A 26,967-nucleotide genomic window follows, 5' to 3' on the forward strand; every position below is an offset into this window, starting at 1 on the left:
CACGCAGTGGCAACTCCCAATTACTCTTACGAAAAGCGCCAGAAAGAGCTTGCGAAAAAACGCAAAAAAGAAGAAAAGCTCAAGCGCAAGGCAGAGGGCAAGCCGGACGATGCCGCTGACGACGGGACCGATACGCCCGATGTCGACGGTGAGGCGCCCGGTGGCCTTCCACCTGTAGACCCGGCCCCCTGAGCCTCCCCGATTCTTGATGAAAAAAGGCTGCAGCCCTTGATGGAAAAGCGCAAGCAGCTATTGATTTGATAGCAACAAAACGCAAAAAAGCCAAAAAAACGGCAGGCAATCAAAAACCCGGCAACACCTGTGAAGGTCAGCCGGGTTTGTCGTTTCAGGGGGCGGAATTTTCAGCCTGTAGGGCTTGCGCCAGCGCGGTCATGGCTGCGGTGCTGTGATCCTGCGGCGAAAGCACACGGGCCGTGGCATGCCCGGAAAAATTGCGCTGCATCGACTGCAGGTAACCCGGGTCGTAGTGTTGGACCAGCAGCTCACGCACCACAGAAGCCACGTCGCCGCTGCGGGCGCGCGCCTGCCAGTCCTGCACCGTGGCCTTGCCGCGTGCTTCCGTCAGCGCACCCAGGCGTTCGCAGAAGAACGCGATGTCCTTTACAAAAAAGTCATAGTCTTCCAGCAGCAGCAATACGCGTTCATCCTCCGGCAGGTCCAGCTGCAGGCAAGGGCTGGCCCGCATGGCGGTGATCAGGCCTTCCGGCACGGCCACATTGCCGACTTTTTTACTTTCACTTTCAATGTAGACCGGCTGGGCTGGGTCAAAGCGTTTCAGCGTGGCCCAGATGCTGCTGTCAAACGCCTTCTGGCTGGGCTGCTGCACGCCGGGAATGGCGCCCAGCACCGAGCTGCGGTGGTTGGCCAGCGCTTCCAGGTCCAGCACCTGCGCGCCTTCGGCCGCCAGGGCCTGCAGCAGCCGGGTCTTGCCTGAACCCGTGGGGCCGCACACCACCCGGTAGCGAAAGCGGCCGGCCAGCTGCGGCAAATCCGCCACCAGCGCGGCGCGAAATGCCTTGTAACCGCCGTCTACCAGCGTCACCTTGAAGCCGATCTGGTCCAGCACCAGCGCCAGCGAGCCGCTGCGCTTGCCGCCGCGCCAGCAGTACAGCAGCGGTTGCCATTCGCGGGGTTTGTCCAGCACATCACGCTGGATGTGTTCAGCGATGTTTTTGGCCACCAGCGCCGCGCCCAGTTTTTTGGCTTCGAACTGGCTGATCTGCTTGTATTTGGTGCCGACGATCTTGCGTTCCTCGTCGCGCAGGCTGGGCCAGTTCACCGCGCCCGGGAGGTGGTCTTCGGCGTATTCGCCTTCGCTGCGGGCGTCAATCACCCCGGAATAACGCCCGAGCGTTTGGAGCGCCTCTTCGGCAGAAATGCGGTCCAGGCTCACTTGACCAGTTTCTTCAGTTCGGGCCACACATTGGCAAGCATCTTCGCCTGCGACTGCTCGTTCGGATGGATCCGGTCAGCCTGGAAGTTGGCCACCGGGTCGGCCGCGTCGGCAATGCCCTTGAGAAAGAAGGGCACCAGGGCCACTTTTTCCGCCTTGGCGATCTTGCCGAACAGCCCCGAAAACGTGGCCGCGTAGGCGCTGCCATAGTTGGGCGGTACCTGCATGCCCACCAGCAGCACGCGTGCCCCCGCTTTTTTGGAGGCCTGGGTCATCAGGATGAGATTCTTTTCGGTCATGTCCAGCGGCAACCCCCGCAGGGCATCGTTGCCGCCCAGCTCAATCACCACCACGGCGGGTTTGTGCTGTGCCAGCAGCGCCGGCAGGCGTGAACTGCCGCCCGAAGTGGTGTCACCGCTGATACTGGCGTTGACGACTTTGGCAGTCTTCTTTTCGCCGGCAAGCTGTTTTTCCAGCAGCGGCACCCAGCCCGTTCCGCGTTTCAGGCCGTATTCGGCGCTGAGTGAGTCACCGACCACCAGAATGGTTTCCCCTTTGGGCACCGGCGTTTGCGCCATTGCCGCCGGGGCACCGCCACCCACCACGGCGGCCACAAGCAGCGCCCCGAAAGGTTTTAGCAAACGCTTTGCCGCCGCAAGGGCAAGCTTGGTAAAGTCTGAATTCATATTTCCTGACAAGGCCGACATGTTTGAACCCGTGGTGAGTGGCGTGAATGATGGTTCCAGGGCTGCGGCTTCCGCTGTGCCCGCACCGTCCCCGACCTCTTCAATTATTTCCGTTGAGCATGTTTTCAAGTCGGTCACCGACTCCACCGGCACATTGGCCATTTTGCGCGATATTGACTTCGCCCTGGCCCCCAGGGAAACCGCCGCCATTGTCGGTGCATCGGGTTCCGGCAAAAGCACCTTGCTGTCCATCATCGCAGGGCTGGACACGCCCACGCAGGGCACGGTCAGGCTGGCGGGGCAGGACATCTTTGCAATCAGCGAAGACGACCGGGCCGCCCTGCGTGCGCAAAAGGTCGGGTTTGTCTTCCAGAGCTTTCAGCTCATGGGCAATTTGACGGCGCTTGAGAACGTCATGCTGCCGCTGGAGCTGTCGGGCGCCAAAAACGCACGCTCGCTGGCCACCGACATGCTCAAGCGTGTCGGTCTGGGGGAGCGGCTGGGCCACTACCCGAAAGTGTTGTCGGGCGGCGAACAGCAGCGTGTGGCGCTGGCCCGTGCCTTTGTGGTGCAGCCGGCGGTGCTCCTGGCCGATGAGCCTACGGGCAGCCTGGACTTTGCCACCGGCGAGACGGTGATGTCGTTGATGTTTGAACTCAACCGCGAACTCGGCACGACCCTGGTACTGGTGACGCATGACCAGGCCATCGCGTCGCGCTGCGAGCGGCGCATCACCATTGATGCGGGACGCGTCAGCCCGGTGTGATTTTGAAAAGATCCTGGGCCAAAACCTTAAGGGGAAATGGCCTGAAGGCCTTTGTCATCGGGCGCAAGCAGCTATCAAAAGCATAGCGTATTGCGGGGCGTAAAAGCTGCCCTCAGCGCCCGCCGTGCATTTTCTGCGCGATGGCCAGAAATTTCGCGCGATCATCAGGCCGGTCAATCTGCTGCGCCAAAGCGTGGATCAGTGCCAGAAAGGTAAGCTGCCGGGCTGCTTCCTTGCGCACCAGGGTTTTGGCGAGCGGGCCGATATGCTGGCTGAGCGCGCGTTCCAGCTGCGCCTGCAGCTCCGCATTGAAATTCTGCACATTGATGGACGTGGAAGATGCCGAGGTCGTTCCGGATGTCGTTGCCGATGTGGACAGGGGCCGGCTCATGTCGGAGCGCAAGGGGCGGGAAAACGTCGAGGAAATGGGTCGGCTATAGCTGCTGCTGCCGCCGGTAGAGCGCGATGGGCCACTGGCGCCATGCAGCCCCGAATTCACCGTCGCGCTGGCGTGGCGCGGCTTCAGGAAGGCTTCGCGGGCCGTCGCATCGGGAATGGAAATGGCCAGCAGGTCGCGCAGCCCCTGGGCGCTGACCGTGCGCGGGATGGCTTTCTTGACCAGCACCTTGGCCAGCGGCCCGATGGCCTTGGCCAGCTCGTTTTCAATTTCCAGCGCGATTTCCGGGGTGAGCGACGCCAGCGCAGCAAAAGAGGCGGTGTGTTCGAACTCCATGTTGCGGGACATCGGCGCGGCCGGTGCGGCGTTCGGGTCCAGCACCGCGTAGATCTCGTGCGAGCGCAGATGCTTGTCCATGTGCGGGCCGAGGTAGTCGAAGAGGCTGGCGGCGCTGTCGGTGATGCGTGAAATCACGTCGTAATAGGCACGCGAGACCACGATCTGGTTGGGCCTGGAGAAGTCCATGATGCGTTGGGCTACATTGATGCCGTCGCCCACCACATTGACGCGGTTGTTGATGTCAAACACCATGCGGATCGGCCCCAGGTGCAGGCCCACCCTCAGGGACAGCTTGCGGCCGTACTTTTGTACCAGCAGGTCGCGCAGCAGCAGGGCCGACTGCAGGGCCTCTTCGGGGTCGCCCAGAAAGCAGATCGCCGCGCCGTCGCCGGTGTCGATCATGATGCGTGACGACTCCTTCACGCCGCCGATGGCCTTGGTGATGAGTTCGTTGAACAGGGTCTTCAGTGCCACCTGTTGGTCGACCGAATAGGTGGAATAGGACACCAGGTCCAGGAACATGATCGTGCCCAGTACATTCTTGCGCAGGTTTTCGGCACTGTTGAGCGGAATGGACTGGGAATTGGCCGCGTAGGCGAGCACGGCGCTTTCGGACAGCAGCTTGCTTGTCTTTGTGGTTGACGTATCGGTCTGCGGCGCTACCGTCGCTGCCGGGGCAATGGCGGCTGTGTTGGACGAAGGGTTGGCGGCGCGGATGGTCTGCGTCTTGAGAAAGTCCGAGCTGATCAGTGCCTGGCGCAGGGCTCCGACGTCCTGCGGGCGCTGTGTTTCGTTGGGCATCATGGCCCAGTCGATGGCGCGCAGCAGGGGCGCACCGAAGACCACCGCGCTGGCCGTATCGGCCGCCTTGGGCATGGTGTCCTCGCGCACCCGCGAGGCCGACTCCATGGGCTTGTGGCCCGTCGTCATCCAGTACATCACCGCACCCAGCGAATAGACGTCCGTCCACGGCCCCTGGTGTCCCTTGCTGTGGTACTGCTCAAACGGTGCGAAACCAGGGCTCACGATGTTGGTCATGTCGTGGTTGCCGGTCACGCGCCGGGCGGCGCCGAAGTCGAGCAGCACTGGTGTGCCATCGGCGCGAATGTAGATGTTGTCCGGCTTGATGTCGCGGTGCAGGAAATTCACCTTGTGCACCGCTTCCAGCCCGTCCATCAACGGGTAGATGATCTTCAGCAGACCCTGCTGGTCCAGCGCCGGCTGCCTGGCCAGCCAGCGCTTGAGCGGGTCGCCGGACTCGTACTCCATGACGATGTAGGCGGTCCCGTTTTGCTTGAAGTAACGCAGCACCCGCACGATGTTCGGGTGGCGAAAGGACGCCAGCGCCCGCGCTTCGTCGAGGAAGCGCTCCAGCCCCCAATTGAACTGGCCGTTGTTCGCGCTTGAGCGCACGTGCACTGACAGGTCTTCCGAACGCACGGCCAGGTCCCCGGGAAAGTACTCCTTGATGGCTACCGGCAGCTGCAGGTTGATGTCCTGCGCCAGGTAGGTGATGCCGAAGCCGCCGCCGCCCAGCATCTTGTCGATGCGATATTCAAAAACGGTTTGCCCCGGCAGAAGCGCAGCCGCGTCCTTGCCTTCGCCGCCTGTGGGACGCACGGGCAGGGCTTGCGTTGTTTCTTCCGGTTCTTCCATTCGTGAGATCGATTCGTGGGGGCTGAGGGTGCCTGTGAATTATTGAGCCCGGCCGGACATCAGGCGCCGTGGTCGATCATCTGCATGGCTTTTTCGAGGCTGCGCCGCATGCGGTTGAACGCGCCGCCGAGCACGGACACTTCGTCTTTGCCGCCGTCAGCGAATTCCGGTACATCAAAATCACCGGTGCTCACCTTGTCGGCGGCCTGGGACATGCGGCGGATAGGCCGCACGATAAGCCAGCTCAGCATCAGGTTAAGTACGACAAAAACCACGGCGAAGACAGTTGCCAGCGAGGCCATGAAGGTCTTGAAGGTGCGGTCTGCGTTGCGGATGGGAATGTCCATGGGAACGGTGACAACCTGCGCGCCGATGATTTCGTTGTGTTTCCAGCCGAAGCCGTTGGCCTCGCCGTAGATCTTGATCATGCTGGCGGGCGCATTGGCCGGCACGCTGTGGCACTGCAGGCACGCCGCGTTGGTGATCTGGATGGGCTTGGCAATGTACAGCAGGCGGCCGGTGGCGGCGGCACGCTCGGAAATCAGTTCTTTCGATTCGGCGTTCTGGCGGAATTGCTGGACGATGTCCGCTTCCCAGTCGGTGGCGCGGTCGCGCGGGTTGGTCGGGTTCAGCGTGGCTTCCTTGTAGCCGTAGTCACGGTACTTTTTCTGGATGTGGCCCAGCGTTTCGGTGGCGGCGTAGGCCGGAACGGTCTGGGGCAGGAACACTTCCTCGAGTTGTTTATCCAGGTGCGGCTTGATCTGCTCGACGGTGTAGGCCCGCACGGAAAGCGCGGTGTCCATCATGAGGCGGGCGTTGCGCAGCACCTCTTCGCGCGCATTGTCCTGCAGCAGCTGGCGCGAGATGTAGCCGGCCGCAGCAAAGCCGGCCAAAAAAACCACGACCAGCACCAAATTGAATTTCAGTCTCAAGCCCATAGCGCCTCCAGGTGCCCTGCAGCCAGCAGAGCGGGATTATTCAGCAGGTTCAACAAATTGTTACTATTTTAGTCCTGCCCGGGGGCCATTGTGCCCCGCTCGTCGCACCCGATACACCGGTAGTAATGCCAATTACGGCCAACAGTGATAATCGCTGCCATGTCTTCTTCTCCCAAAGTGCTTTTTGGCTTCCATGCCGTCGGCGTTCGTATCAAAACAGCGCCCCAATCCGTCCTGGAAGTGTTTTTCGATGTGTCCCGCCGCGATGCGCGCATGCGCCAGTTCACGGACCGGGCCCGGGAGGCGGGTGTGCGGCTGATCGAATCCGACGGTTTGCGCCTGGCAAAGATGTGCGGCAGCCACGGCCACCAGGGCGTTGTGGCCCGGGTCGATGCACTGGCGCAGGTCAAATCGCTCGACGAATTGCTGGAGCAGCTCGAAGAAGCCGGTGTGGCCCAGCCGTTGCTGCTGGTGCTCGACGGCGTGACCGACCCGCACAACCTCGGCGCCTGCCTGCGTGTGGCTGACGGCGCCGGCGCCCATGCGGTGATCGCGCCCAAGGACCACGCGGCCGGCATCAACGCGACCGTCGCCAAGGTCGCCAGTGGCGCCGCCGAAACCATGCCCTATTTCATGGTGACCAACCTGGCCCGCACCCTCGGCGAGCTCAAGGAACGCAACATCTGGTGCATAGGCACCAGCGACGATGCGGAAAAAACAATTTACGACGTGGACCTGAAAGGCCCTGTGGCGCTGGTGCTTGGCGCTGAAGGTGAGGGCATGCGCCAGCTCACGCGCAAGACTTGCGATGAGCTGGTCAGCATCCCGATGCATGGCGCGGTGGAAAGCCTGAATGTGTCCGTAGCCAGCGGTGTGTGCCTGTACGAAGCCCTGCGCCAGCGCAGGGCATGACGACGCCGCAGCACTTCGACCTGGTCGTCATAGGCGCCAGTTTTGCCGGGCTGGCCTGCGCGCGCGCCGCGGCCAGGGCGGGCCTGCAGGTCGCCATTGTCGAAAAGAAGACTTCTTCCGGCGACAAGCTGCATACCACCGGCATCATCGTGAAAGATGCCATCGACACCATCCCCTGGCTGCAGCAGGTGCCTGCGGCGCTGGTGCGGCAGGTGGACGGCGTGAGGCTTTATTCGCCCAACCTTCGCCATGTGGATCTGCACGCGCCCGGTTATTACTTCTGGGCGACCGACACACCGGCCCTGCTGGACTGGATGTGCGCGTCCGTCGTGGCGGACGGCGTCACTGTGCTGGCCGGGACGCTGTTCGAGCAGGCTGCACGAGACAGCGGCGGCTGGGCCGTGTCGGTCAAGCCGGTTGTATCGCAGGAGCCGATGGTGCTGCAGGCCCGCTACCTGGTCGGCGCCGACGGCCCCCATTCGCGTGTGGCCAAGGCCTTGGGCCTCTCGCTCAATACCCAGTTTCTCTTCGGTATCGAGCATGAATACGGCCAGGCCCGGCTGGATGCCAACCTGCTGCACTGCTTCATAGACCGCCAGCTCGCGCCCGGCTACATCGGCTGGGCCGTTGCGGGCGTCGGTATTCACCAGATTGGTCTGGCCAGGCGGATGTCGGCCTCAGGCGCATCCGTGCCCGCCAAACAGGCGTGGATGGCGGCTTTCATGTCAAAGATTGCGCCCCATGTGGATGTCGGCAACGCAAGTCCGCTGGCGACGCGCGCCGGCATGATTCCCTGCGGTGGGGTGCTGAAGCGGGTGTCCGACGCACGCGTCATGCTGGTTGGTGATGCCGCCGGCATGGTGTCGCCCGTGACGGCTGGTGGCATTCACACGGCCCTGGAGCATGGCGATGCGGTGGGCAGCGCGGTAGCCGCCTTTTTGCAAGGTGGTTCGGCCGATGGCGGCGACCCGGCTGATCCAGCGCAAGGGCTGGTGCGGCACTACCCGAAGTTCCGCGCCAAGCGCACGCTGCGCTGGCTGTTTGACCGCTTTCAGGCAGACTGGATCTTCAATATGGCCCTGGACACCGAACCCATGCGGCAGGCTGCGCGCATGGTGTACTTTCACCGGCGCGGCAAACCTGAGTAGCCGCCCCGAAACGGGCTGCTAGACCAGCCCGTACCAGCCCAGCAATGCGCCGGCGCCCAGCAGCCACAGCAGATGGATTTTGCTGCGCCAGACAATCACGGCTGTGGTGGCCGCCAGCAGCCACACCGGCCAGTCTTTCAGCGAACTGCCGTTGGCGGTGGCCAATATCCAGCTTGTCGCGATCAGCAAGGCCACCACGATGGGCCCCATGCCCTGCTTGAAGGCCCGCACCGCGCGCAGTTCGCGGTTGCGGTGCCCCCACTGCGCGGCCAGGTAGGTGAGGGTGGTGCTGGGAATCAGGATGCCCAGCATCGCCAGGAAAACGCCCAGCAGCCCGGTCAGCATGCCGCCCGCGTTCAGCCCCACATTCCACCCCAGCAAGGCGATGAACAGCACATTCGGCCCGGGGGCTGATTGCGCAATGGCAATGGACGCGTTGAACTGCGCGTCGGTCAGCCAGTGCTGCTTGTCGACCAGGAAACGGTGCATGTCGGGTGCGGTGGTGATGGCCCCGCCGATCGACAGCAGCGACAGCGAGAGGTAATGCAGGAAGAGGTCAAACCACTCCCGCGCGCCGAAGACGAGGTGCAGCGATTCGGTCATGGTGCCAGCCTGCGGTAAGCGAGCAGGCAGGCCACGCCGCCCAGCCCCAGCAGCACGTAGGCCAGCGGAAAGCGCAGCAGGGCGATGGCCACAAAACAGGCCACACCGAACGCGGCGCATAGCTGCAGGCCCAGCACGTTTTTCTTGAGCGCGCCGAACAGCTTCAGGCCGGTCGCGCCGATCAGCCCTGCTGCCACGGCGCCCATGCCGCGCAGCGCGCCGGCCACGCCGGGATGCCCGGCAAACTGGGCATAGACCACCGCCAGCAGCAGCACCAGCACCAGCGGCACGGTCAGCATGCCGGCCAGCGCTGCCAGGGCGCCCTTGAGGCCGAAGTAGCGGCCACCTATCATCAGTGAGATGTTGACTACATTGGGCCCGGGCATGATTTGCGCGACGGCCCAGTCTTCAATGAATTCTTCGCGCGTCATCCAGCGCTTTTTTTCGACCAGCTCGCGTTGCACGACAGCCAGTACACCGCCAAAGCCCTGAAGCGCCAGCAAGGTGAATGAGATGAAAAGATCGGAGAGAGATTGGGGTTTCGGGCGGTCTTCGGCGGGAGGGGTGCTCATGCACCAATTATCGCCGCTTCATCGATGCACCACAGCCTGCGCACAGGAGACCAAGGGCCGCCGTTTGCTATTAATAAGATAGCTGCTTGCGCTCGTTGGATATGGGCTGGAGGCAAAAATGGCGTAAATTTTTGAGGCAGCGCCCGACATGCCCTGCATGGCGGCTACAGTCGCAGTTCCCAAGTTTCGCCCACCAGGTTTTCTTTCCCAAAGCCATGGTAAGGCTCGCTCCTGGTCAGCTTGAAACCACGCCTGGCGTAAATGGCGCGCGCTGCGTCCAGGCAGCTGTTGGTCCAGAGCACCATTTTTTTGTAGCCCTTGCTGCGCGCAAATGCGATGCACTCGTCGGCCAGTCGCCCGCCCAGGCCCAGTCCGCGCGCCTGCGGCGTGAGGATCAACATGCGCAGCTGGGCCACGGTGGCTGATTTACGCGCCACAAACACCGCGCCCGCGCGCTCACCGTCGACTTCGGCTATCCAGCACTTCTCCCACTCCGGCTGGTGGTTCTTGAGGTATTTGCCGGCAATATCGGCCACCAAGGCCTCGAATTCGCTGTTCCAGCCGTATTCACGCGCATAAATTTCACCGTGTTGCTGCACCACCCAGCCGATGTCGCCCGGCCCGGGGTCGCGCAACAACACTGTACGTGTCGCGGCAGGCGCAGTGCCGTTGGCCAGCAGCCGTTGCATGGTGGTCATGGCCGTCACCACCTTTTGCTGGTGGTCCGGCGCCAGCGCGGCCAGCAGGGCGGTGGCTTCGTCGCGGGAGCGCTGCTGCAGCGGCGCAAATGCAGCGTGGCCGGCCTCGGTCAGCTTCAGCAGGCTTTGCCGCGCGTCCGCTGGCGAAGGCACGCGCGCCAGCCAGCCCTGGCTTTCGAAGCGGCGCAGGATGCGGCTCAGGTAACCCGCGTCCAGCGCCAAGTCGCGCCCCAGCTCCGTGGCCGTAGGCTGGTCGCGATGGGCCAGTTCATACAACACCCGCACCTCCGTCAGCGAAAACTCGCTGCCCAGGTAAGGGTCCAGCACGCCGATGCGCTGGGTGTAGAAGCGGTTAAAGCTTCGCACGGCCTTGATGTGGGCCGTAGCGGCGGCCGCAGGGAGTGCTCCAGCTTGTGGTGGGGAAGAAATGCTTGAGGCGGCGGTATTGATTGACGAGGCCATGCTGGATATCGTCAATCAATTGGTTGACAAAGTCAAGTATCTCGTATTTCCCGGTTTCGGCCGGCCTCAGATCACCCGGCGCGGGGCCGCTGTCGCCGCATCGCCGCTGTTGGGCGCACCGGTCGGCTCAATCAGCAGCAGGTGCGCCTCTTGTGATGCCCGCGGGCGATGACGCACGCCGCGCGGCACCACATACAACTGGCCGGGTTTGAGCGTGACGGTGGGTTGCCCGTCAATGTCGATGTGCAACTCGCCCTTGAGCACCAGGAAGAAGTCGTCGCTCTCCGGGTGCGAATGCCAGCTGAATTCCCCCTGCACCTTGACGACCATCACGTCGTGCCCGTTGAACTCGTTCACGGTGCGCGGCTGCCAGTGGCCTTCAAAGGTGGCGAGCTTGGCTTGCAGGTCTACGGCTTCTTTCATGTGAACTCCTCTTTCATGGCGGTTGAATGCGATTGAGGAGGGAGTTTCCTTGTCCAGGGCTGCCGCGTCTTGTACGATTGTTTCCTTTACGATTGTTTCATGCACGACGCCCAGGCAACCACGCCCAAAGACTGGGCCCGCTTTCGTCCCGGCGCACTCGCCGGCGTGACGCAGATGAACGCGCATTTCACCGAACACACCTTCGAGCGCCACAGCCACGAAACCTATTCCATCGGCGTCACCGCCTCCGGTGTGCAGACCTTCCACTGCGGCGGCACGCTGCACGCCAGCCTGCGCGGCGATGTGATTCTTTTTAATCCCGACGAGCCGCACGACGGCCAGCGCGGCACGCAGGAGGGTTTTGGCTACAGCATGCTGTATGTGTCGCCACAAGTGGTGAACGACTGCCGTGACAAGGACGCCGGCCTCGAGATGGCGGCCTACTTCCGTCAACCTGTGGTGCGCGACGCCGCCATGGGCCGCGCACTGACGCGAGCCATAGGCGCAGGCGGTCAGGCGCAGGAGTCGCTGCGCGCTGAAGAGCTCACGCGCAATGTGCTGGTGCGCTTGCTGCAGCGCTATGGAGAGCGGCGCTCAGGCGATGATGTGAAGCCGGCTGGCGTTGCACGCATGGCCCGCATTCGCGACTACCTGCGCAGCCACTTCGACCAGGACATCACCGTCGATGCCCTCGCAGGCGAGGCCGGCTTGTCGCGTGTTCACCTGACCCGCGCCTTCGCCCGGCAGTTTGGCGTACCACCGCATATCTACCTCAACGCCGTTCGCATCGAACGCGCCCAGTCAGCCATGCTGGCCGGGCAGGGCCTGGCCGAGGTGGCCGCCGCCTGCGGTTTTGCCGACCAGAGCCATTTCAGCCGGCGCTTCAAGGGCAGTGTGGGTTTGTCGCCTGGCGCTTGGCTGCGGCAGATGAAGCCTTCCGCGGCCACAATTGGGTGAATCTATTGCAGGTCGGCAAATAAGGATTCCCCGCGGTCAAGCGGGTCCACAACCACGTTATAGATCTCGTTGATGCGCCAGATCGGGGTTTCATAGGCGGCCTGGCCCTGCACCCTCACCAGGAACGCGCTTTTCCTTTCGTGAGCGGCAAGGGTCAGCTCACAGGAGAAGTCGATTTGCCCTGTGTCCGTCGAAATGGCGCTCACGAGTTCATGCGCGGCAAGCGAGAGGCGCTCGGTGCTTTCGTGTGGCAAGAGCTGATCAACCTCATAGGTCCGCAGCACGATCGCAGTGATGCGATCGATGAGGTCGTCAACTACCGAGTTCGGATTTGTGACCATCTGTGGATGCATTTTGGGGATTCTCCTGCATCTCCCAAAGAACTAAAAAGCTATATCTATATTGCAGATTGTCATGAGTGGCATGTTGAATCGTGGAAGCCGTGAATAGGCAACAGGATTGGCTATTTGCCCGCACCAGCCTATTTTTGAAGAATACAGCTCGCAAGTTGCACGCATAGAATCACCAGCAAGCATGGGCGCGTCTTGTTTGCTTCAAGGTCGGCCCCCCGAGAGCACGGAACGGCCGTCACCATGTTGAGTCATCAATCATTCCAGAGGATCCCTTGAAAAAAGTATTGCTACTTCTCGCCATTGCTCTTCTTTCAGCTTGCGCGACTACATCTTTTCGCTCGAACGCGCCTGAATTCGCGGGAGAGAATCGTGTAAGTTCGGTTTACGTCTACTCATTTCTTGACTTGCGTGAAGGAGCTCTGGGAAGGAAATTCCTGGCAGAAGTAAAGCGTCAGCTAAATGATTCATTGAGCAAGGAAAATATCTCGTCCAAGCAACTTTGGTTTAACGATTCCCCATTTGCCACCCAGTTCTCCCTGGAAGAAAAGGGCCCAAACCCTTCCAACACCAGTACACGTGTTCCAGTTGAAGAGGTAATCAAGGCCACACAGGACGAAGAAAGACTTTTTGGCGCTTCGCATCGTTTGATTGTGTTTCCTGCCTCGGTCATGCAATCTAATACCGGAGCAAGTTTTAGTATCCGATGGTCTTTAGTCGATCTAAAGACCAATCAAACTGTCTGGGCCACTACTTCAGTGAGCAACCACGCGAAATGGTTTCTGGGTGATGAGAACCCGGAAGCACGAGCTACCACTTTTGTTGAAGAGTTGATGAGCGAGCTTAGAAAATCAAAAGCTATCCGTGAGCGCAGGGCCTGATTGTTCGGTCAAGCATGGTTCCCGACAGCAGGAAGTCATTTTCGCGATACCACCCGATACCACCCTAGACCGACATCCCACCAGAAACCTCAATCACTGCCCCATTGATATAACTCGCCTCATCGCTCGCGAGGAAGGCATAGACATTGGCAATCTCCTCGGGCCGTCCGAGGCGCCTGAGCGGCACATGGGCCTCCATCTCCTTCAGTACCTTGTCGGGGATAGTGCTGAGGATGGGCGTTGAAATAAAACCGGGGGCCACGGCATTCACGCGCACGCCCTTGGGGCCCAGCTCGCGGCTCCAGGTTTTGGTGAAACCGATTACACCGAACTTGCTGGCGGCGTAATTCGTCTGGCCGAAGTTGCCGTAGATGCCGACGACTGAACTCGCATTGAGGATCACGCCGCTGCCTTGCGTTGTCATGGTGTCGGCCACGGCTTGTGCGCAGTGAAAGACGCCGCGCAGGTTCACGTCGATTACCTTGTCGAACTGTTCGAGCGTCATTTTCTGCAGGCGTGCGTCCTGGGTGATGCCGGCGTTGTTGACCAGCACGTCGATACGGCCGAACTGGTCTTTGACCTTGCCGACCACGGCGTCGACCATGGCGCGCTGGGTCACGTCCATCACATAACCGACGGCCTGCGCGCCCAGGGCCTGACATTCTTTGACGGCTTCATCCACACCGGTTTGTTTCACGTCGCAGACGATGACGATGGCGCCTTCCTGGGCAAACTTGAGTGCGGTGGCGAGGCCAATGCCCTGAGCGGCGCCGGTGATGATGCTGATCTTGTTTTGGAGTCTTGGCATGAAGTGGATATGGGTCGATGAGATGAATGGAAAGAAGGGGAAGTTGAACGAAGCGGCTCAGTAAACCGGCCGATGCTGGCGAATCGCATCTTTGACCGCGTCCGTCAGCGCAAATCCGGGCCCGAATTTGGCGGTCAGCTCGGCACAACGTGCGATAAAGGCGTCAATCCCCATGCCGTAGATAAACTGCATCGCGCCGCCGGTCCAGGCCGGAAAGCCTATGCCGAAGATGGAGCCGATGTTGGCGTCATGCACGGTGGTTAGCACGCCTTCACTGAGGCATCGGGCGGTCTCCGCAGCCTGGCGGTAGAGCAGCCGGTCTTTGAGTTCGTTGATGTCCCAGGCGGTGCCGGGTTTTTCAAACAGGGGCTTGAGTTCGGGCCACAGATGCTTCTTCGCTCCGGGCTCGGTGGGGTAGTCGTAAAAGCCGCCACCGGCCGCGCGGCCGTGGCGCTTCAACTCTTTCACCATGCGTTCGACCAGCAGCTCGCCGGGCGTGGCGGTGTAGGTCTTGCCTTCTGCGGTGAAGTCGGTACGTGTCTGGTCCAGCACGTGCACGCTCAATGACAACGCGGTTTCGTCCAGCACGGCCAGCGGGCCGACGGGCATGCCGGCCTGGATGCCGGCATTTTCAATCGCGGCGGCGGGAATGCCTTCGCCCAGCATGGCCGCGCCTTCCATCACAAAGGTGCCGAAGGTGCGGCTGGTGTAAAAACCGCGCGCATCGTTCACCACGATGGGGACCTTGCCCAGGGCCTGTACATAGTCGAAGGCGCTGGCCACGGTTTCGTCGTCGGTCTGCTTGCCGCGAATGATCTCGACCAGCTTCATCTTGTCGACAGGGCTGAAGAAATGGATGCCGATAAATTTTTCGGGCCTGTCGCTTGCCGTGGCCAGGCTGCTGATGGGCAGGGTGGAGGTGTTGGATGCGAAGAAACCGCCGGGCGCCAGCAAAGGCTCGGCCTCCTGCGTCACTTTGGCCTTGAGGTCGCGCCGCTCGAAGACGGCCTCGATGATGAGGTCGCAGCCGGCCAGTTCCGCAACCTGGTCGGTCGCGGTGATGCGAGAGAGCAGGGCGCTTTGCTCGGCGGCCGTCATGCGGCCCTTCTCCACACGCGGCGCGGTGATCTTGCTGCTGTAAGCCTTGCCGGCTTCGGCCTTGTCCTGGCTCACGTCCTTGAGCACGGTGGCAATGCCTTTGCTGGCTTGTGCGTAAGCGATGCCCGCACCCATCATGCCGGCGCCCAGCAGGCCGACCTTGGCAGGCCTGAAACGCCCTACGCCTTTGGGCCGCGACTGCCCGCTCTTGATGGCGTTCATGTCGAAGAAAAAGGTGTTGATCATGGCCTTGGCATTGGTGCCTGTCATGAGTTTGGCGAGGTAGCGGCTTTCGATGCGAAAGGCGGTCTCCAGGTCCACCTGTGTGCCTTCCACCATGCAGGCCAGGATGGCTTCAGGCGCGGGGTAGAGGCCGCGTGTCTGCTTTTTGAGCATGGCAGGCGCGACGCTGAGCGCCGCGGAGATCTTGGGATTGGCTGGTGTGCCGCCCGGGATTTTGTAGTCCTTTGCTTCCCAAGGATGCTGGGCGGCAGGGTTGGTGGCGATCCATGCTAGTGCCTTGCCGCGCAACCCGGCTGCATCAGCCACCAGCTCGTGCACCAGGCCCAGCTCAAGTGCCTCGCGCGGGTTAAAGGTTTTACCCTCGACCAGATAGGGTTGCGCGCCCATCAAGCCAAGATGGCGCGTCATCTTGGTCACGCCACTGGCACCGGGCAGCAGGCCCAGCGTGACCTCGGGCAGGCCAAACTGTGTTTTGCGGTCGTCCACCGCCACGCGGTAATGGCCGACCAATGCGACTTCCCAGCCGCCGCCCAGCGCGGTGCCGTTAAGGCAGCTGGCGACGGGTATGCCCAGCGTTTCGAGGGTGCGGAAGTTTTTCTTGACGCGCTCGATCTCTGCATAGGCCTTGGGCGCGTCGGCCGGTGTGAGTCGCATCACGGCCTTCAAATCAGCGCCAGCAAAAAAAGTGCTTTTGGCGGAGGCGAGGATGATGCCTTTGATGGCGTCTTTGTCGTTCACCACCTGCGCGGTGACTTCACTGAGGTCGTCTTGCCACTGCAGACACATGGTGTTGACGGGGGAGTCTGGTTCGTCAAACGTGATGATGGCAATGCCGCCCTCAATTTGGTACTGGATGGTCTTCATGGAATTCAGACCCTTTCAACAATCGTCGCGATGCCCATGCCACCGCCCACGCACAGCGTGGCCAGGCCGTAGCGCAGCTTGCGCCTGTGCAGCTCGTCGACCAATGTGCCGAGGATCATCGCGCCGGTGGCGCCCAGCGGGTGGCCCATGGCAATGGCGCCGCCGTTCACATTGACCTTTTCGTGCGGTACCTTCATTTCTTTCATGAAGCGCATCACCACGGCGGCAAAGGCCTCGTTGACTTCGAACAGGTCGATCTGCTCCACCGTCATGCCAGCCTTGGCCAGCGCCTTGCGCGTGGCGGGCATGGGGCCGGTCAGCATGATGGTGGGGTCGGCGCCGCTCAGGGCGGCGGCCACGATGCGGGCACGCGGCTTGAGGCCGTGGGTTTTTCCGGCGGCTTCCGAGCCCACCAGCACAGCGGCCGCGCCGTCCACAATGCCCGACGAATTGCCGGCATGGTGCACGTGGTGGATGCGCTCGACCTGAGGATAACGCTGCAGCGCCACGGCATCAAAGCCCATGCCGCCCAGCTGCTCGAAGGCCGGTTTGAGTGAAGCCAGGCCTTCCAGCGTGGTGTGGGGTTTGATGAATTCGTCTTCGGCCAGAATCGTCTGGCCCAGAAAATCCCTGACTGGTACGACGGAGCCGGTGAAGTGGCCAGCGGCGCGGGCTTGGGCAGCGCGCTGCTGGCTTTCGAGCGCAAAGGCGTCCACGTCGGCGCGGCTGAAACCCTCCATCGTGGCGATCAGGTCGGCGCCTATACCTTGCGGCACAAACAGGGTGGCGCTGTTGGTCTCCGGGTCTTGCGCCCAGGCGCCGCCGTCGGCGCCAATCGGCACGCGGCTCATGCTCTCGACGCCGCCGGCCACCACCAGGTCTTCCCAGCCCGAGCGAACTTTCTGCGCGGCCATGTTCACAGCCTCCAGGCCCGAGGCGCAAAAGCGGTTGACCTGTACGCCCGAGGCGCGGAAATCCCAGCCTGCCTTGAGCGCGGCCACCTTGGTAATCACCGCACCCTGTTCACCCACCGGTGAAACCACGCCCATCACTACGTCGTCGATGGCCGCAGTGTCGAAGCCGCTGCGCCGTTGCAGGTCGGTCAGCACGCCGGCCAGCAGGTTGACGGGCTTGACCTCATGCAGGCTGCCGTCTTTTTTGCCTTTGCCGCGCGGCGTGCGGATGGCGTCGTAGATAAAGGCTTCGATGCTCATGATGGCTTTCCTCGGGAAGGCGGGAACGCGGGAACGCAGGGCTGGCGGGGAGGGGCCGTTGAAGTATATGCATTTCGCCAAGCAGTCGCTTTGCATAAATAGACGAACGGAAAGCCGCGTTGCGTTGTAGTGGGCTGAGGCCGGACCTGACCTTCCTCAATTCCTGACCGACATCGTTCAGGGGAGGTGGATGCCCGCGATGAATCAGAGGTGCCGTGTCTCGGCAGGGGTGTTCCACCAGGCGTTGTTGCGCCCGTCCGCGTAGTTGACCGGCGCGCTGATCAGTTCAGCCGGTTCGGCGTTGTCCAGCGCGGCGATGTTGATGGATACATAGTCGCCGCCTATCTGCTCCACGTAACCCCGACCGAAAGGCCGCACGCCGCAGTGCCTGCAAAACAAGTGGTGGCCGCTTTTGGTGCCGAACTGGTAGTCGCTCAGTTCGTTCTCGCCGGCCAGCAGCCGAAATGCGTCGGGTTTGATGATGGCGCCCCAGTTGCGGGTTTTGGTGCAGATGGAGCAATTGCAGCGGCCCGTGCCTTTACTGAGGTCGATGTCGGCTTCAAAGCGGACGGCGCCGCAGTGGCAGCTTCCGGTATAGGTCTTTTGCATGGGGGCGAACTCCTTGATGGTTGCAGGTTGTTGGGAATATCCGAATATGACAGAATGTTGTCATGTCTGAAAGTATAGTTAAGCGACAGCATACTGTCAAATTGGGAATCGCCAACGAGGAGGTCGAGCGCACGCCGGCCGCCAATTCCCTGAGTTGGCTGGTGGTGCAGGTGATGCAACTCAACGGCTTGTTGACGGCGGCCGGCGATGCGCTGGCGGCGCCGGCCGGGCAGACTTCGGCGCGCTGGCAGGTGCTGGCCACGGTGGAGGATGCGCCGCTGTCGGTGGCACAGATCGCACGCGCCATGAACCTGACACGGCAAAGCGTGCAGCGGGTGGCGGATTTACTGGTGGAAGAGGGGCTCAGCGTTTATGAAAACAATCCGGCTCATGCACGCGCCAAGCTGGTACGGCTCACTGCCAAAGGTCGCAAGGCCTTGCAAACCATACAGGCAGAGCAAAAAGTATGGGCCAATGCGTTGGCTGATGGGATGAATGAGGCCCAGCTACGCGCCGCGAGCACCGTGCTGGCGCAGTTGCAGCAGGCCTTGATGGCGCAGGAAGCGCCGCGGGAATAGTGGGAGATTGGTGTGAGATTGCCGGCGCGTGCCGCTTAAGACGGGTCTTTGCTGCGCGTGCGGCTCACGGCGCTGAAGATTCCTATCCCCAGGAAGATCAGCGCACCTATGCCGATGTACAGATGCGGCACACCGGCCACCACGGCGCCCCAGATGACACCGGCCAGGAAAATCACGAAACCGATCATGTAAAGCGCAAAAGACATTTTCTTCTCCACGAAATGTTGTGGCTCCACTATGCGTGCCGTGGTGCCGGCGCTTTATCGGGTAGATGCGCTGATGGGTGTCAGCGAGGGCCTACGAATGGTTTCAGGAGGCTGCGGCCAATTCCGTCACTCGGGGCTTGAAGCCCTCCGGGAGGCCATTGCTCACGAGGCGGCCGCGCGGATGCATGGGGCGCAGATATTGGTGCAGCACCAGGGCGGCAGCACCTACCGCCGAAGCCAGCAGACCGTAACGCGCCACGCGCACCATGGGAGCCGTTACGCCGGCATGGGTGGCGTAGTTTTGCAGCGTCTGCCTGGCAACCTCCACCAATTCCGGAAAATGCTGACAGGATGCGCCGCCCACCACCAACACGCTGGGATCGAAGGTGGTCCACAGGTTCTGCAGCAGCACACCCAGGTAGTGTCCTGACCGGCGAGTGTCCGCCAGCTGGCCCAGAGCACCCGAACCGATGAAGGCCTCCGCGCACCCGCGCCGTCCGCAGGAGCACGCGGGTCCGTCGAGCTCCAGAATGCTGTGGCCGATCTCGCCGGCCATGCCCCGCATGCCGGTGAACAGCCGGTCGTTGAGCACGATGCCCGCGCCCACGCCGACATCGCAGGTCACAAAAATCAGCGAGTCCTTGCCGTCGTTCTCCGAGAATTCGTATTCGCTCAGCGCGGCCGTGTCGGCTTCGTTTTGCACGTGCACCGGTACCGGGGGCAGGCCTGCATGAATCAGTGCCTGGGTGATCTGCGGCAAGAAGTCCACGTTGCGCCAGCCAAGGTTGGGGGCAAAGCGGACCACACCGGTGGTTTCGTCAAACGCGCCGGGCAGGCCGATGCCCACACCTGAAAGTTGCGCGCCGCGCAATACCAGCTGCGCCTGGGCCAGCACTGTCAGGTCGGCGATCTGGCTGCAGACGTCTTGCGGCCGGGTGCCGCGCAAAGGTTCTTGCGTTGACCACAGCACTTGCCCCAACAGGGACACGCTCACCACGCGCAAGGTGTCGACTGCCACTTCCACACCAATCAGGCCGCGCGACCGGCAGTCGATTTGCAGAGGCGTGGAGGGCCGCCCCACACCGTTGGCGGCGGCCATGCTGATTTCACTGAGCCAGCCTTCATCAATGAGTTCTCGCACCAGCAGGCTGACTGTCGACTTGGTCAACCCGCTATGGTTGGCCAGCTGCGCGCGCGAGCGCCCAGGCTGGTTGCGCAGCAAGCGCATCAGCACACTGCGGTTGATGCGTTTGACGAGTTGCTGGTCACCTGTGGTTTTCATGGCCGATGGCATGGTTCAGGCAATGCGGTGCGGCGCCTGTGTTTTCCCTTCCGGCTGCTTGCCGGCGATGATCATGCCGAGAATCTGGTCTTCGTTCAGGTCGGCCGTGCGGTAAGTGCCGATCAGGCGGCCGTTTTTCATCACCGACAGGCGGTCGCTGAGCGAAAAAACATCCTGCATGTCATGCGTGATCAGGAAAATACCCACGCCTTCGGCCTTGAGCTGGAGCACCAGGTTGGCCACCATGGCGGACTCCTCCGGCCCCAAGGCGGCGCAGGGTTCGTCCATGATCAGGATGCGGGCATTGAAGTAAATGGCGCGCGAAATGGCCACCACCTGGCGCTGACCGCCCGACAGGCGCCGCACCGGCGTGTGGATGTTGGTAAAGTTTTTATTCAGGCGGCCAAACACCTTGCGCGCCTGCGCCTCCATGAAGTAGTCGTCCAGCGTATTCCAGGCCGTCATTTTTTCACGGCCCAGAAAAAGGTTGGCCACGGCGTCCAGGTTGTCGGCGAGCGCCAGTGTCTGGTAAATGGTCTCGATGCCCTGGTGCTGTGCATCGGCCGGGGTCCGGAGGTTCGCTTTCTGCCCCATCACATGGATCTCGCCCGAATCGATCGGGAAAGCGCCGGCCAGCATTTTCATGAGCGTTGATTTGCCCGCGCCGTTGTGGCCCAGCACGGCGACAACTTCGCCGGGGTACAGATTCAGGTTCACGCCGTCCACGGCATGAACGCCGCCAAAAGCCTTACGGATGTCCTTGAATTCGACCAGGGGTTCGGTAGTGATTTGCATTTCAGTGATCCATTGCGCTGCGCGCCACCCGCGACATATGAAACCGCACGGCAAAGGCCAGGGACACCGCGGAACCGGCTTCGCCGGGCCGCTGGTGTCGCCCCCTTGAGGGGGAGGCGCCGAAGGCGCTTCGGGGGTGTTTCATCCTAGCTTTCCTGCGCCCACTTGCGGTAGAGCACGTCAAATACCACCGCCACAATCAGCACCTGCCCGATGATGATCATGCGTTTTCCGATGGAGACATCCAGCAACAGCATGCCGCTGTCCAGCGACTGCATGATGAGTGCACCCAGCACCGAGCCGATGATGGTGCCGCTGCCTCCAGCCAGTGCGGTGCCGCCAATCACGGCGGCGGCAATCACGAAGAGCTCCATCCCGGTGCCCAGCGAGTTGGTGCCTGCGTTCAGGCGGGCCACCGACACGATGGCCGCAATGGTGATAAGCACGGCGAGCAGGGCAAACAGCATGAGCGTTACCCGCTTGACCGGTATGCCGACCAGTACCGCGGCGTCGGGGTTGCCGCCCATGGCGTAAACATAGCGGCCAAAACGGGTGCGCTGGGAGATGAATGACATCACCACCGCCACGGCCGCCCAGATCAGCACCGGAATCGGGATGCCCTGGGGGGCGTCCTTGTTGGTGACCAGGTAGCTGTTCATGGTCGCGGCGAACGCGGCCAGCAGAACCACCGGTGCCGCCACCAGCAGTACATCCACCCACACGGGCTGGTTGGGCATCTCATGGCGCGTGGAGGCACGGCGGCGCAGCAGCATGCGAACCACCAGCACCACACTCACGCAGGCGGTCAGGACCCAGGTGGCGGTCACCCCGATACCGCCGTCATAGCCGCCGCCGAGTTGCAGAAATGTCTCGTCGCTGACGGGCTGGGTCTTGCCGTCGGCCACAAGAAAGGCCGCGCCGCGCAAGGACATCAAGCCCCCCAGCGTGACCACAAAAGACGGCACGCCGAGCATGGCGGTCAGCCATCCCTGGTACACCGACACCACCAGCGCCGCCGCCAGCCCGGCGAGTGACGCCGCCGGCCAGGACCATCCCAGGGTGTATTGGAGGTAGGCGATGAGCACGCCGACAAAACCGATCACCGAGCCGACCGACAGGTCAATATGCCGCGCCACAATGATCAGCACCATGACAGTGGACACGATGCCTACCACCGCGGTTTGCTGGGCAATGTTGTAGAGATTCTCAGGCGACAGGAAAATGCCGCCCGACAGGATCTGGAATACGCCCGCCATGACGGCGAGCACGCCCCCCATGAACACCAGCCGCCAGTCGACAGCAGCGTTGCGCAGGAATCGAACGGGAAATTGCATGGTTTTGAGGATGCAGTACTCCCCAAGGCAACCTACAGGCCGGTTGCCTTGCCTGCTTGCGCAGAACGGGGAGCAGGTGTTTGAACGCCTGTATTAAGCCTGTATTACTTGCAGGCCGCGACGTTGCCCGTGACACCCTTGCAGAGCTCGTCTTTCTTGATCCAGCCGGCTTTCACCACCACGTCGAGGTTGTCGCGGGTGATGGGCACCGGCTTGAGGAACTGGGCCTGCAGGGCGACCTTCTTCTCGCCACCGTTCCAGGAAGTCGCGCCGTCGACTTTTTTACCGGCCCCCAGATTGACAGCTGCGCTGGCCGCCTGTTTACCGAGGTCGCGCGCATCTTTCCAGACCGACACGGTCTGGGTGCCCATGGCCACGCGGTTCAGGGCGGCAAAGTCACCGTCCTGGCCGGACACCGGCACGCCCTTGAGACCCTTGGAACTCAGCGCCGCCACGACACCGCCGGCGGTGCCGTCATTGGAGGCCACCACGGCATCGACTTTGCCGCCGTTCTTGGTCAGGATCTGTTCCATGTTTTTCTGTGCGACTTCAGGCTTCCAGCCTTCGGTGTATTCCTCACCCACGATCTTGATGTCGCCTTTCTTGACGGCGGCGTCAATGATTTCCTGCTGGCCTTCGCGCAGGAAATTGGCATTCGGGTCGGTGGGGGAGCCCTTGATCATCACATAGTTGCCCTTGGGCTTGGCCTGGAACACGGCACGGGCCTGCATGCGGCCAACTTCCTTGTTGTCGAAGGTGATGTAGAACACGCCGGGCGCTTCGATCAGGCGGTCGTAGGCGATGACCGGCACTTTTTGTTTGGTGGCCTTGTTCACGGCGGGCAGGATGGCGTCCTTGTCCATGGCCAGCACGATCAGGACCTTGGCGCCCTTGGCCATCAAGCCGTCAATGTCCGCCAGCTGTTTTTCAGGGGAGCCTGCGGCGTCTGCACTGATGTATTTGGCGCCCAGCTTTTCAAGCTGTGTCTTGATGGCGGCCTCGTCGGTTTTCCAGCGTTCCTCCTGGAAGTTGGACCAGCTGACGCCGACAGTGACCTGCGCAAATGCGCCGGCAGCGGCCAGGCTGAGTGCCATTGCGGTGAGGGAATTTTTTAGTTTCATGAATGTCTCCGATAGTTCTGCCCAGTCGGGCGTGTAGTTTTGAAAACTCAGCTGAATCCCGGTAATCGTTCCGCTGCAAACGCAGCACTTCAGAATTAGTTTGAACGACGCACTAATTATGTGGACCTGAAAAATTCCCCGCCTAGGGACAAACCCCGGGTATGCGGGGGGCACTTTAAATTTTTGATGGTTTCTGTAATACCAAAGGCTGATCAGCAGGCGCTGCAAGCAGAAAATCCGTCAGCGGCACCGGCTGGCCGGACCGGTTTTCCCTGGAAGGCCTGCGCTTCGCTTCAGTTGGCGGCAGACGGCTCTGTCACCCCAAGCTTGATCGCCCAGCTTGACAGTGAGGGCAGGATGGAGGGATACAGCTCCACGCCCGATTCCATTTGCCTGGTTGCCAGCGCAATGCCTTTTTCCCCGGGCGTGCGCACCGCAGACCCTGCTTGCGCGGGGCGTGATGCGCGGCAGGCATCGGCGACATGGCCAGTCTGGCGTGTGAATGCATCCAGGCCCGCAAAAGCGCGCGGGTCAATCACCTGCAGGAAAACCGTGGCGCCCCAGCCTTCTTTTGCGTCGGCGCGGCCGTGGCCTGCGAGGCCGCCGGTCAGCGCCTCCACCAGCAAGGTGAGGCCATAGCCCTTGTGGCCCGAGTCCATGCCACCCAGCGGCAGGATGGTGCCCTTGGGTTCATCGAACAGTACCGAAGGGTTGTCACTGGCCACGCCGTGGCCGTCCATCACCCAGGCAGCAGGCAGACGCTTGCCTTCCTTGTGCAGCCGGTTGGTCATGCCGTTGGTCGTGGCCGAGGTGGACACATCCATCAGCACCGGAACACCGTTGGTGGGAATGCCGGCCGAAACCGGGTTGGGTGTGAACACCGGGTCCAGCCCGCCAAAGGGGGCAACGCTGGCCGTGTTCGGATCCGAGCAGGTCAGCAGCATCATCAGGCCCTGATCGGTGGCGCGCTTGAGATAGGCGGCCAGGCAGGCGATGTGGTGGCTGCGGCGAATCACAACAGTGCAGGTGCCCTGGGTGGCGGCACGCTCAGTGGCCAATGCCATCGCTTGCAGAACCAGCCAGGGGCCGGGCAGGCGGCGGCCGTCCCATGTCACGGCGGCCGGATGGTCGGCCAGCACGGCTGGGGTGCCGAGTTTTTCCATCGCGCCAGACTCCAGCTCTGCCAGGTAGCCCGGCAGCAGGGCGAGCCCGTGGGTGTTATGGCCCATCAGGTCGCCCTGGACCAGGATGTCGGCCACGGCGGCGGCCTTGTCGTGCTCCAGCCCGGCAGTGGTCAGCAGGGTTCGGGCGTAGTTGATCAGATCGGTCTGGGCGTATCGCATGGATTTTTCTCGGGGTTGTCTCAATGTTGTCGCTGCAGATGCTCTGTTTTTGATAGCTGCTCGCGCTCGTCCTGTATGGGTTAGATGGACTTTTGATACACATAACCCAACGCGTCAGGCCGCATCAGGCCGGCCGTCGCTGTCCTGAACATTCTAGGGACGAACACGTAAGGTCGCACATCGCACAACCCATGCGCGGCATTTCATACGGGGCAAAAAGCGGAAAGCGGGCCATGAGCCCGCTTTCCGCCTGAGGCACCGAAGCCGGTGCCTGTAGCCATGTTTATGGCTATGCCGTCAATCAGCCCAGCTTGATGCTGCTGGGGTCCGCGGTGAGGTAGCCGACAGCCGCGCCGAAGCGGTCCTTGTAGTTCGCGCGCACCAGCGGGTCCAGCGTGGCCTGCACCTTGCCATGCAGCGCCGGAATCCAGTCGCCGGGGTGCTGGAAGTTGCTCATGATGTAGGTCCAGCCGTTGAGGTCGTCCACCACATGCAGGCCGGTGGCTTCGGCACCCGAAGGCATGGACATCAGGCGCGACAGCTGCTGGGTGTCGACGTTGTAGGCCCAGATGAAGTTGTTGACGTGGGTGCTGCTGTCTTCGCCGATGAAGAGTGTGCGCATTTTTTCCGAGAACTTCAGGTTGTCGGGGTTGGACACCTTGTTGGGGTTGGCCTTGTTGCCCAGTGCATCGCCGGCGATGTCTTCGCCGACCAGCAGGGCCTTGGTGTGCACCGGCATCCATTCGCTGTTGATGGCGTTGCCGGCCAGGTCTTTCTGGCCGCCGTCCAGCTTGTGCACCATCACGCCGCCGGCAATCAGGGCCTTGTCCAGCGCGATGCCGCTGGCCGCGTTCCAGCCCTTGCCGGTCTTGACCATGGAGTCCTGCATGTTCTGCAGCGCCGAGTAGGCGACCTTGTCCTTGATGTTGACGGTGGTGCCTTCCATTTTGGAAAAGCCCATGCTGCCGCCCATGAGGTAGGCGTAGCGGTGGGTTTCGAGGAAGGCCGCGGCTTTTTCCATGCCGGGCTTGACCTTGATCCAGTTCGGGTTGCCGCCGTAGAACACCTTGGTGAAGCTGGTGTCCGACGGGTCGGCCTTGAGCACCGTCATGATGTCGGCCGGTTTGAGCGTGTCGGCCATCTTTTCGATCTCGGCGCTGGAGGCGTGGCCCAGCTTGATCCAGGAAATCTTCGCGCCCTGGTCGGCAGGGTCGACCGAGAAGCCGGTGCCCAGCTTGCCCACATACAGCGTGCCGGATGAGAGGTCTTTCTCACGGTCGGCCACAAAGACAAAGAGGCCGCTGTTGGTGGCGTCGTCGCCCATCAGCACGGTGCGGTTGTCAGGCATGACCTGCACCAGCTCATGCGAGATGCGGCCCATGTTGTAGTGCTTTTTGACCGTGCCGGTGCCATCGGGATGCACGGTGACTTCCGGCAGGTGGCCGTAGTGGTAAGGGTTCGCTTTGGTTTCGTCGCCGTAGACGTTCTTGCTGAACTTCCTGAACTGCGCGCTTTCAGTGGCAAAAGGTGCGTCGGGTTCGTACTCTTCGCTCGAAAGGTGGGTGTTCCAGGGCGAGAGGCTGGCGCCACAGGTGATCCACAGGCCGTGCGCCCTGGACATATCAACGTTGTGATACTTCACCAGGCTGAGCTTGCCGGTAGCCTGGTCCTGGTCCAGCGTCAGCACGGCGATGGGCGAGGGCAGGTTGCCGTAGGCATCGGCGCCGGCCTGGTCGCGTGTGGTGTATTCAAACTGCACAACGGCGAACACCGCCTTGCCCTTGACACCGGGGACATTGGCGTTGGTCAGGCCCAGCAACGAAGTGCCGTCGGGCGAGTCGGAGAATATCTGGCGTTCCTTGCCCGGCACCGAGCGGTCGATGATGGGCTGGTTGTTGATGTCGACATAGCCGCCGGCAAGGATGGTGCCGCCCTTGCCATCCGGCACCATGTCGCCGGTCACGAAGAAGGGCTGGTAGGCGAGCTTGTAGCTCTGCGTGCTGTTGTCTTTGAGGCGGACCTGCAGGCTGGAGCCCACGGTGGTGGTGGCCATGGCGGCCGCATCAGCCAGCGAGGGGGCGGCCATGGACGTGAAGCTGGAGGCCATGTAATTGCCCGCTGCGGCGGGGCCGCTTCCGGTGGCGCAGCCCGACAACAGGGTGCTGGAGGCCAGGGCCCCCAGCGGCAGCATGGGCGCGGTCGCCAGGAACTTGAGGGCCGTGCGGCGGGAGGGAAGGGAAGGGGTGGCCAGGTCGGACATTGTTATGGTT

General features: G+C 62.1%; 27 protein-coding genes. 7 read left to right on the forward strand and 20 right to left on the reverse strand.

The genetic code is table 11. From position 1 onward, the window contains the following. Window positions 1-6: 6 nt before the first annotated feature. Window positions 7-192 (forward strand): hypothetical protein, encoded by a 186-nt coding sequence (locus tag AC1DYQ_RS04255; RefSeq protein WP_457280683.1) that lies wholly within the window; start codon window positions 7-9, stop codon window positions 190-192. Window positions 193-346: 154 nt separating this feature from the next. Here the strand turns inward: AC1DYQ_RS04255 and mnmH are convergent, their stop codons facing one another. Together mnmH and AC1DYQ_RS04265 are read right to left on the reverse strand one after the other, a co-directional pair. Then, entirely contained in the window at window positions 347-1,414 is a 1,068-nt protein-coding gene (gene mnmH / locus AC1DYQ_RS04260) for a tRNA 2-selenouridine(34) synthase MnmH (protein WP_477685706.1), read from the reverse strand. Then, entirely contained in the window at window positions 1,411-1,992 is a 582-nt protein-coding gene (locus AC1DYQ_RS04265; RefSeq protein WP_477685864.1) for an arylesterase, read from the reverse strand. The genes mnmH and AC1DYQ_RS04265 overlap by 4 nt, the downstream gene beginning before the upstream one ends. Before the next feature lie 127 nt (window positions 1,993-2,119). Between AC1DYQ_RS04265 and AC1DYQ_RS04270 the strand changes: the two genes are divergently transcribed. After that, on the forward strand, window positions 2,120-2,866 hold the full coding sequence (locus tag AC1DYQ_RS04270) for an ABC transporter ATP-binding protein (protein WP_477685707.1): 747 nt from the start codon (window positions 2,120-2,122) through the stop codon (window positions 2,864-2,866). Between the two features lie 112 nt (window positions 2,867-2,978). Here the strand turns inward: AC1DYQ_RS04270 and AC1DYQ_RS04275 are convergent, their stop codons facing one another. Beyond that, window positions 2,979-5,258: a protein kinase domain-containing protein gene (locus tag AC1DYQ_RS04275; RefSeq protein ID WP_477685708.1), complete on the reverse strand. Its 2,280-nt coding sequence runs from the start codon at window positions 5,256-5,258 to the stop codon at window positions 2,979-2,981. A gap of 59 nt (window positions 5,259-5,317) precedes the next feature. After that, window positions 5,318-6,196 carry a c-type heme family protein gene (locus tag AC1DYQ_RS04280; protein ID WP_477685709.1) on the reverse strand — a complete coding sequence of 293 codons (879 nt, stop codon included), beginning with the start codon at window positions 6,194-6,196 and terminating at the stop codon, window positions 5,318-5,320. A gap of 159 nt (window positions 6,197-6,355) precedes the next feature. On the opposite strand from AC1DYQ_RS04280, the gene rlmB reads away from it, so the two are divergent. Together rlmB and AC1DYQ_RS04290 are read left to right on the forward strand one after the other, a co-directional pair. Then, a complete protein-coding gene (gene rlmB / locus AC1DYQ_RS04285; RefSeq protein WP_477649216.1) occupies window positions 6,356-7,108 on the forward strand; it encodes a 23S rRNA (guanosine(2251)-2'-O)-methyltransferase RlmB in 753 nt (250 codons plus the stop codon). Further along, a complete protein-coding gene (locus tag AC1DYQ_RS04290; RefSeq protein WP_477685710.1) occupies window positions 7,105-8,256 on the forward strand; it encodes an NAD(P)/FAD-dependent oxidoreductase in 1,152 nt (383 codons plus the stop codon). Before rlmB ends, AC1DYQ_RS04290 begins: the two co-directional genes overlap by 4 nt. Before the next feature lie 18 nt (window positions 8,257-8,274). Here AC1DYQ_RS04290 and AC1DYQ_RS04295 read toward each other — a convergent pair whose 3' ends face one another. The 4 genes from AC1DYQ_RS04295 to AC1DYQ_RS04310 form a co-directional block, all read right to left on the reverse strand. Continuing rightward, the gene (locus AC1DYQ_RS04295; RefSeq protein WP_477649214.1) at window positions 8,275-8,859 is read right to left on the reverse strand and encodes a chromate transporter; all 585 of its coding nucleotides are present in this window, start codon (window positions 8,857-8,859) and stop codon (window positions 8,275-8,277) included. Next, window positions 8,856-9,431: a chromate transporter gene (locus AC1DYQ_RS04300; protein ID WP_477685711.1), complete on the reverse strand. Its 576-nt coding sequence runs from the start codon at window positions 9,429-9,431 to the stop codon at window positions 8,856-8,858. Before AC1DYQ_RS04300 ends, AC1DYQ_RS04295 begins: the two co-directional genes overlap by 4 nt. Window positions 9,432-9,595: 164 nt before the next feature. Further along, window positions 9,596-10,591, reverse strand: a complete 996-nt coding sequence (locus AC1DYQ_RS04305) for a bifunctional helix-turn-helix transcriptional regulator/GNAT family N-acetyltransferase (RefSeq protein WP_477685712.1) — start codon at window positions 10,589-10,591, stop codon at window positions 9,596-9,598. Between the two features lie 66 nt (window positions 10,592-10,657). Then, window positions 10,658-11,014: a cupin domain-containing protein gene (locus tag AC1DYQ_RS04310; protein ID WP_477685713.1), complete on the reverse strand. Its 357-nt coding sequence runs from the start codon at window positions 11,012-11,014 to the stop codon at window positions 10,658-10,660. 99 nt (window positions 11,015-11,113) lie between these two features. Here AC1DYQ_RS04310 and AC1DYQ_RS04315 point away from each other — a divergent pair, with 99 nt between their 5' ends. Continuing rightward, the gene (locus AC1DYQ_RS04315) at window positions 11,114-11,971 is read left to right on the forward strand and encodes an AraC family transcriptional regulator (protein WP_477685714.1); all 858 of its coding nucleotides are present in this window, start codon (window positions 11,114-11,116) and stop codon (window positions 11,969-11,971) included. A 2-nt stretch (window positions 11,972-11,973) separates the two neighbouring features. Here the strand turns inward: AC1DYQ_RS04315 and AC1DYQ_RS04320 are convergent, their stop codons facing one another. Continuing rightward, window positions 11,974-12,324: a hypothetical protein gene (locus tag AC1DYQ_RS04320; protein ID WP_477685715.1), complete on the reverse strand. Its 351-nt coding sequence runs from the start codon at window positions 12,322-12,324 to the stop codon at window positions 11,974-11,976. A gap of 272 nt (window positions 12,325-12,596) precedes the next feature. Between AC1DYQ_RS04320 and AC1DYQ_RS04325 the strand changes: the two genes are divergently transcribed. Next, on the forward strand, window positions 12,597-13,202 hold the full coding sequence (locus tag AC1DYQ_RS04325; protein WP_457280696.1) for a hypothetical protein: 606 nt from the start codon (window positions 12,597-12,599) through the stop codon (window positions 13,200-13,202). 64 nt (window positions 13,203-13,266) lie between these two features. Here AC1DYQ_RS04325 and fabG read toward each other — a convergent pair whose 3' ends face one another. From fabG to AC1DYQ_RS04345, 4 genes are all read right to left on the reverse strand, one after another. Next, window positions 13,267-14,010: a 3-oxoacyl-ACP reductase FabG gene (gene fabG, locus AC1DYQ_RS04330; protein ID WP_477685716.1), complete on the reverse strand. Its 744-nt coding sequence runs from the start codon at window positions 14,008-14,010 to the stop codon at window positions 13,267-13,269. Between the two features lie 57 nt (window positions 14,011-14,067). Beyond that, a complete protein-coding gene (locus AC1DYQ_RS04335; RefSeq protein WP_477685717.1) occupies window positions 14,068-16,215 on the reverse strand; it encodes a 3-hydroxyacyl-CoA dehydrogenase NAD-binding domain-containing protein in 2,148 nt (715 codons plus the stop codon). 5 nt (window positions 16,216-16,220) lie between these two features. After that, a complete protein-coding gene (locus tag AC1DYQ_RS04340; protein ID WP_477685718.1) occupies window positions 16,221-17,429 on the reverse strand; it encodes an acetyl-CoA C-acetyltransferase in 1,209 nt (402 codons plus the stop codon). Between the two features lie 204 nt (window positions 17,430-17,633). Continuing rightward, entirely contained in the window at window positions 17,634-18,038 is a 405-nt protein-coding gene (locus AC1DYQ_RS04345) for a GFA family protein (RefSeq protein ID WP_477685719.1), read from the reverse strand. A gap of 101 nt (window positions 18,039-18,139) precedes the next feature. Between AC1DYQ_RS04345 and AC1DYQ_RS04350 the strand changes: the two genes are divergently transcribed. After that, entirely contained in the window at window positions 18,140-18,616 is a 477-nt protein-coding gene (locus tag AC1DYQ_RS04350; RefSeq protein WP_477685720.1) for a MarR family winged helix-turn-helix transcriptional regulator, read from the forward strand. A gap of 35 nt (window positions 18,617-18,651) precedes the next feature. Here the strand turns inward: AC1DYQ_RS04350 and AC1DYQ_RS04355 are convergent, their stop codons facing one another. From AC1DYQ_RS04355 to AC1DYQ_RS04385, 7 genes are all read right to left on the reverse strand, one after another. Continuing rightward, window positions 18,652-18,822, reverse strand: a complete 171-nt coding sequence (locus tag AC1DYQ_RS04355) for a hypothetical protein (protein ID WP_457280702.1) — start codon at window positions 18,820-18,822, stop codon at window positions 18,652-18,654. Between the two features lie 103 nt (window positions 18,823-18,925). Continuing rightward, window positions 18,926-20,104: an ROK family protein gene (locus tag AC1DYQ_RS04360; RefSeq protein WP_477685721.1), complete on the reverse strand. Its 1,179-nt coding sequence runs from the start codon at window positions 20,102-20,104 to the stop codon at window positions 18,926-18,928. A gap of 15 nt (window positions 20,105-20,119) precedes the next feature. Beyond that, on the reverse strand, window positions 20,120-20,899 hold the full coding sequence (locus AC1DYQ_RS04365; protein ID WP_477685722.1) for an ATP-binding cassette domain-containing protein: 780 nt from the start codon (window positions 20,897-20,899) through the stop codon (window positions 20,120-20,122). A gap of 146 nt (window positions 20,900-21,045) precedes the next feature. Beyond that, window positions 21,046-22,176: a sugar ABC transporter permease gene (locus AC1DYQ_RS04370; RefSeq protein ID WP_477685865.1), complete on the reverse strand. Its 1,131-nt coding sequence runs from the start codon at window positions 22,174-22,176 to the stop codon at window positions 21,046-21,048. Window positions 22,177-22,337: 161 nt separating this feature from the next. Continuing rightward, window positions 22,338-23,354 (reverse strand): D-xylose ABC transporter substrate-binding protein, encoded by a 1,017-nt coding sequence (xylF, locus tag AC1DYQ_RS04375; RefSeq protein ID WP_477685723.1) that lies wholly within the window; start codon window positions 23,352-23,354, stop codon window positions 22,338-22,340. A 293-nt stretch (window positions 23,355-23,647) separates the two neighbouring features. Further along, complete coding sequence (locus AC1DYQ_RS04380; RefSeq protein ID WP_477685724.1) at window positions 23,648-24,697, reverse strand: Ldh family oxidoreductase; 1,050 nt, start codon at window positions 24,695-24,697, stop codon at window positions 23,648-23,650. Window positions 24,698-24,998: 301 nt separating this feature from the next. Next, window positions 24,999-26,957 carry a PhoX family protein gene (locus tag AC1DYQ_RS04385; RefSeq protein ID WP_477685725.1) on the reverse strand — a complete coding sequence of 653 codons (1,959 nt, stop codon included), beginning with the start codon at window positions 26,955-26,957 and terminating at the stop codon, window positions 24,999-25,001. Window positions 26,958-26,967: the final 10 nt, after the last annotated feature.

The organism is Polaromonas sp. P1_F4, from assembly GCF_056405675.1.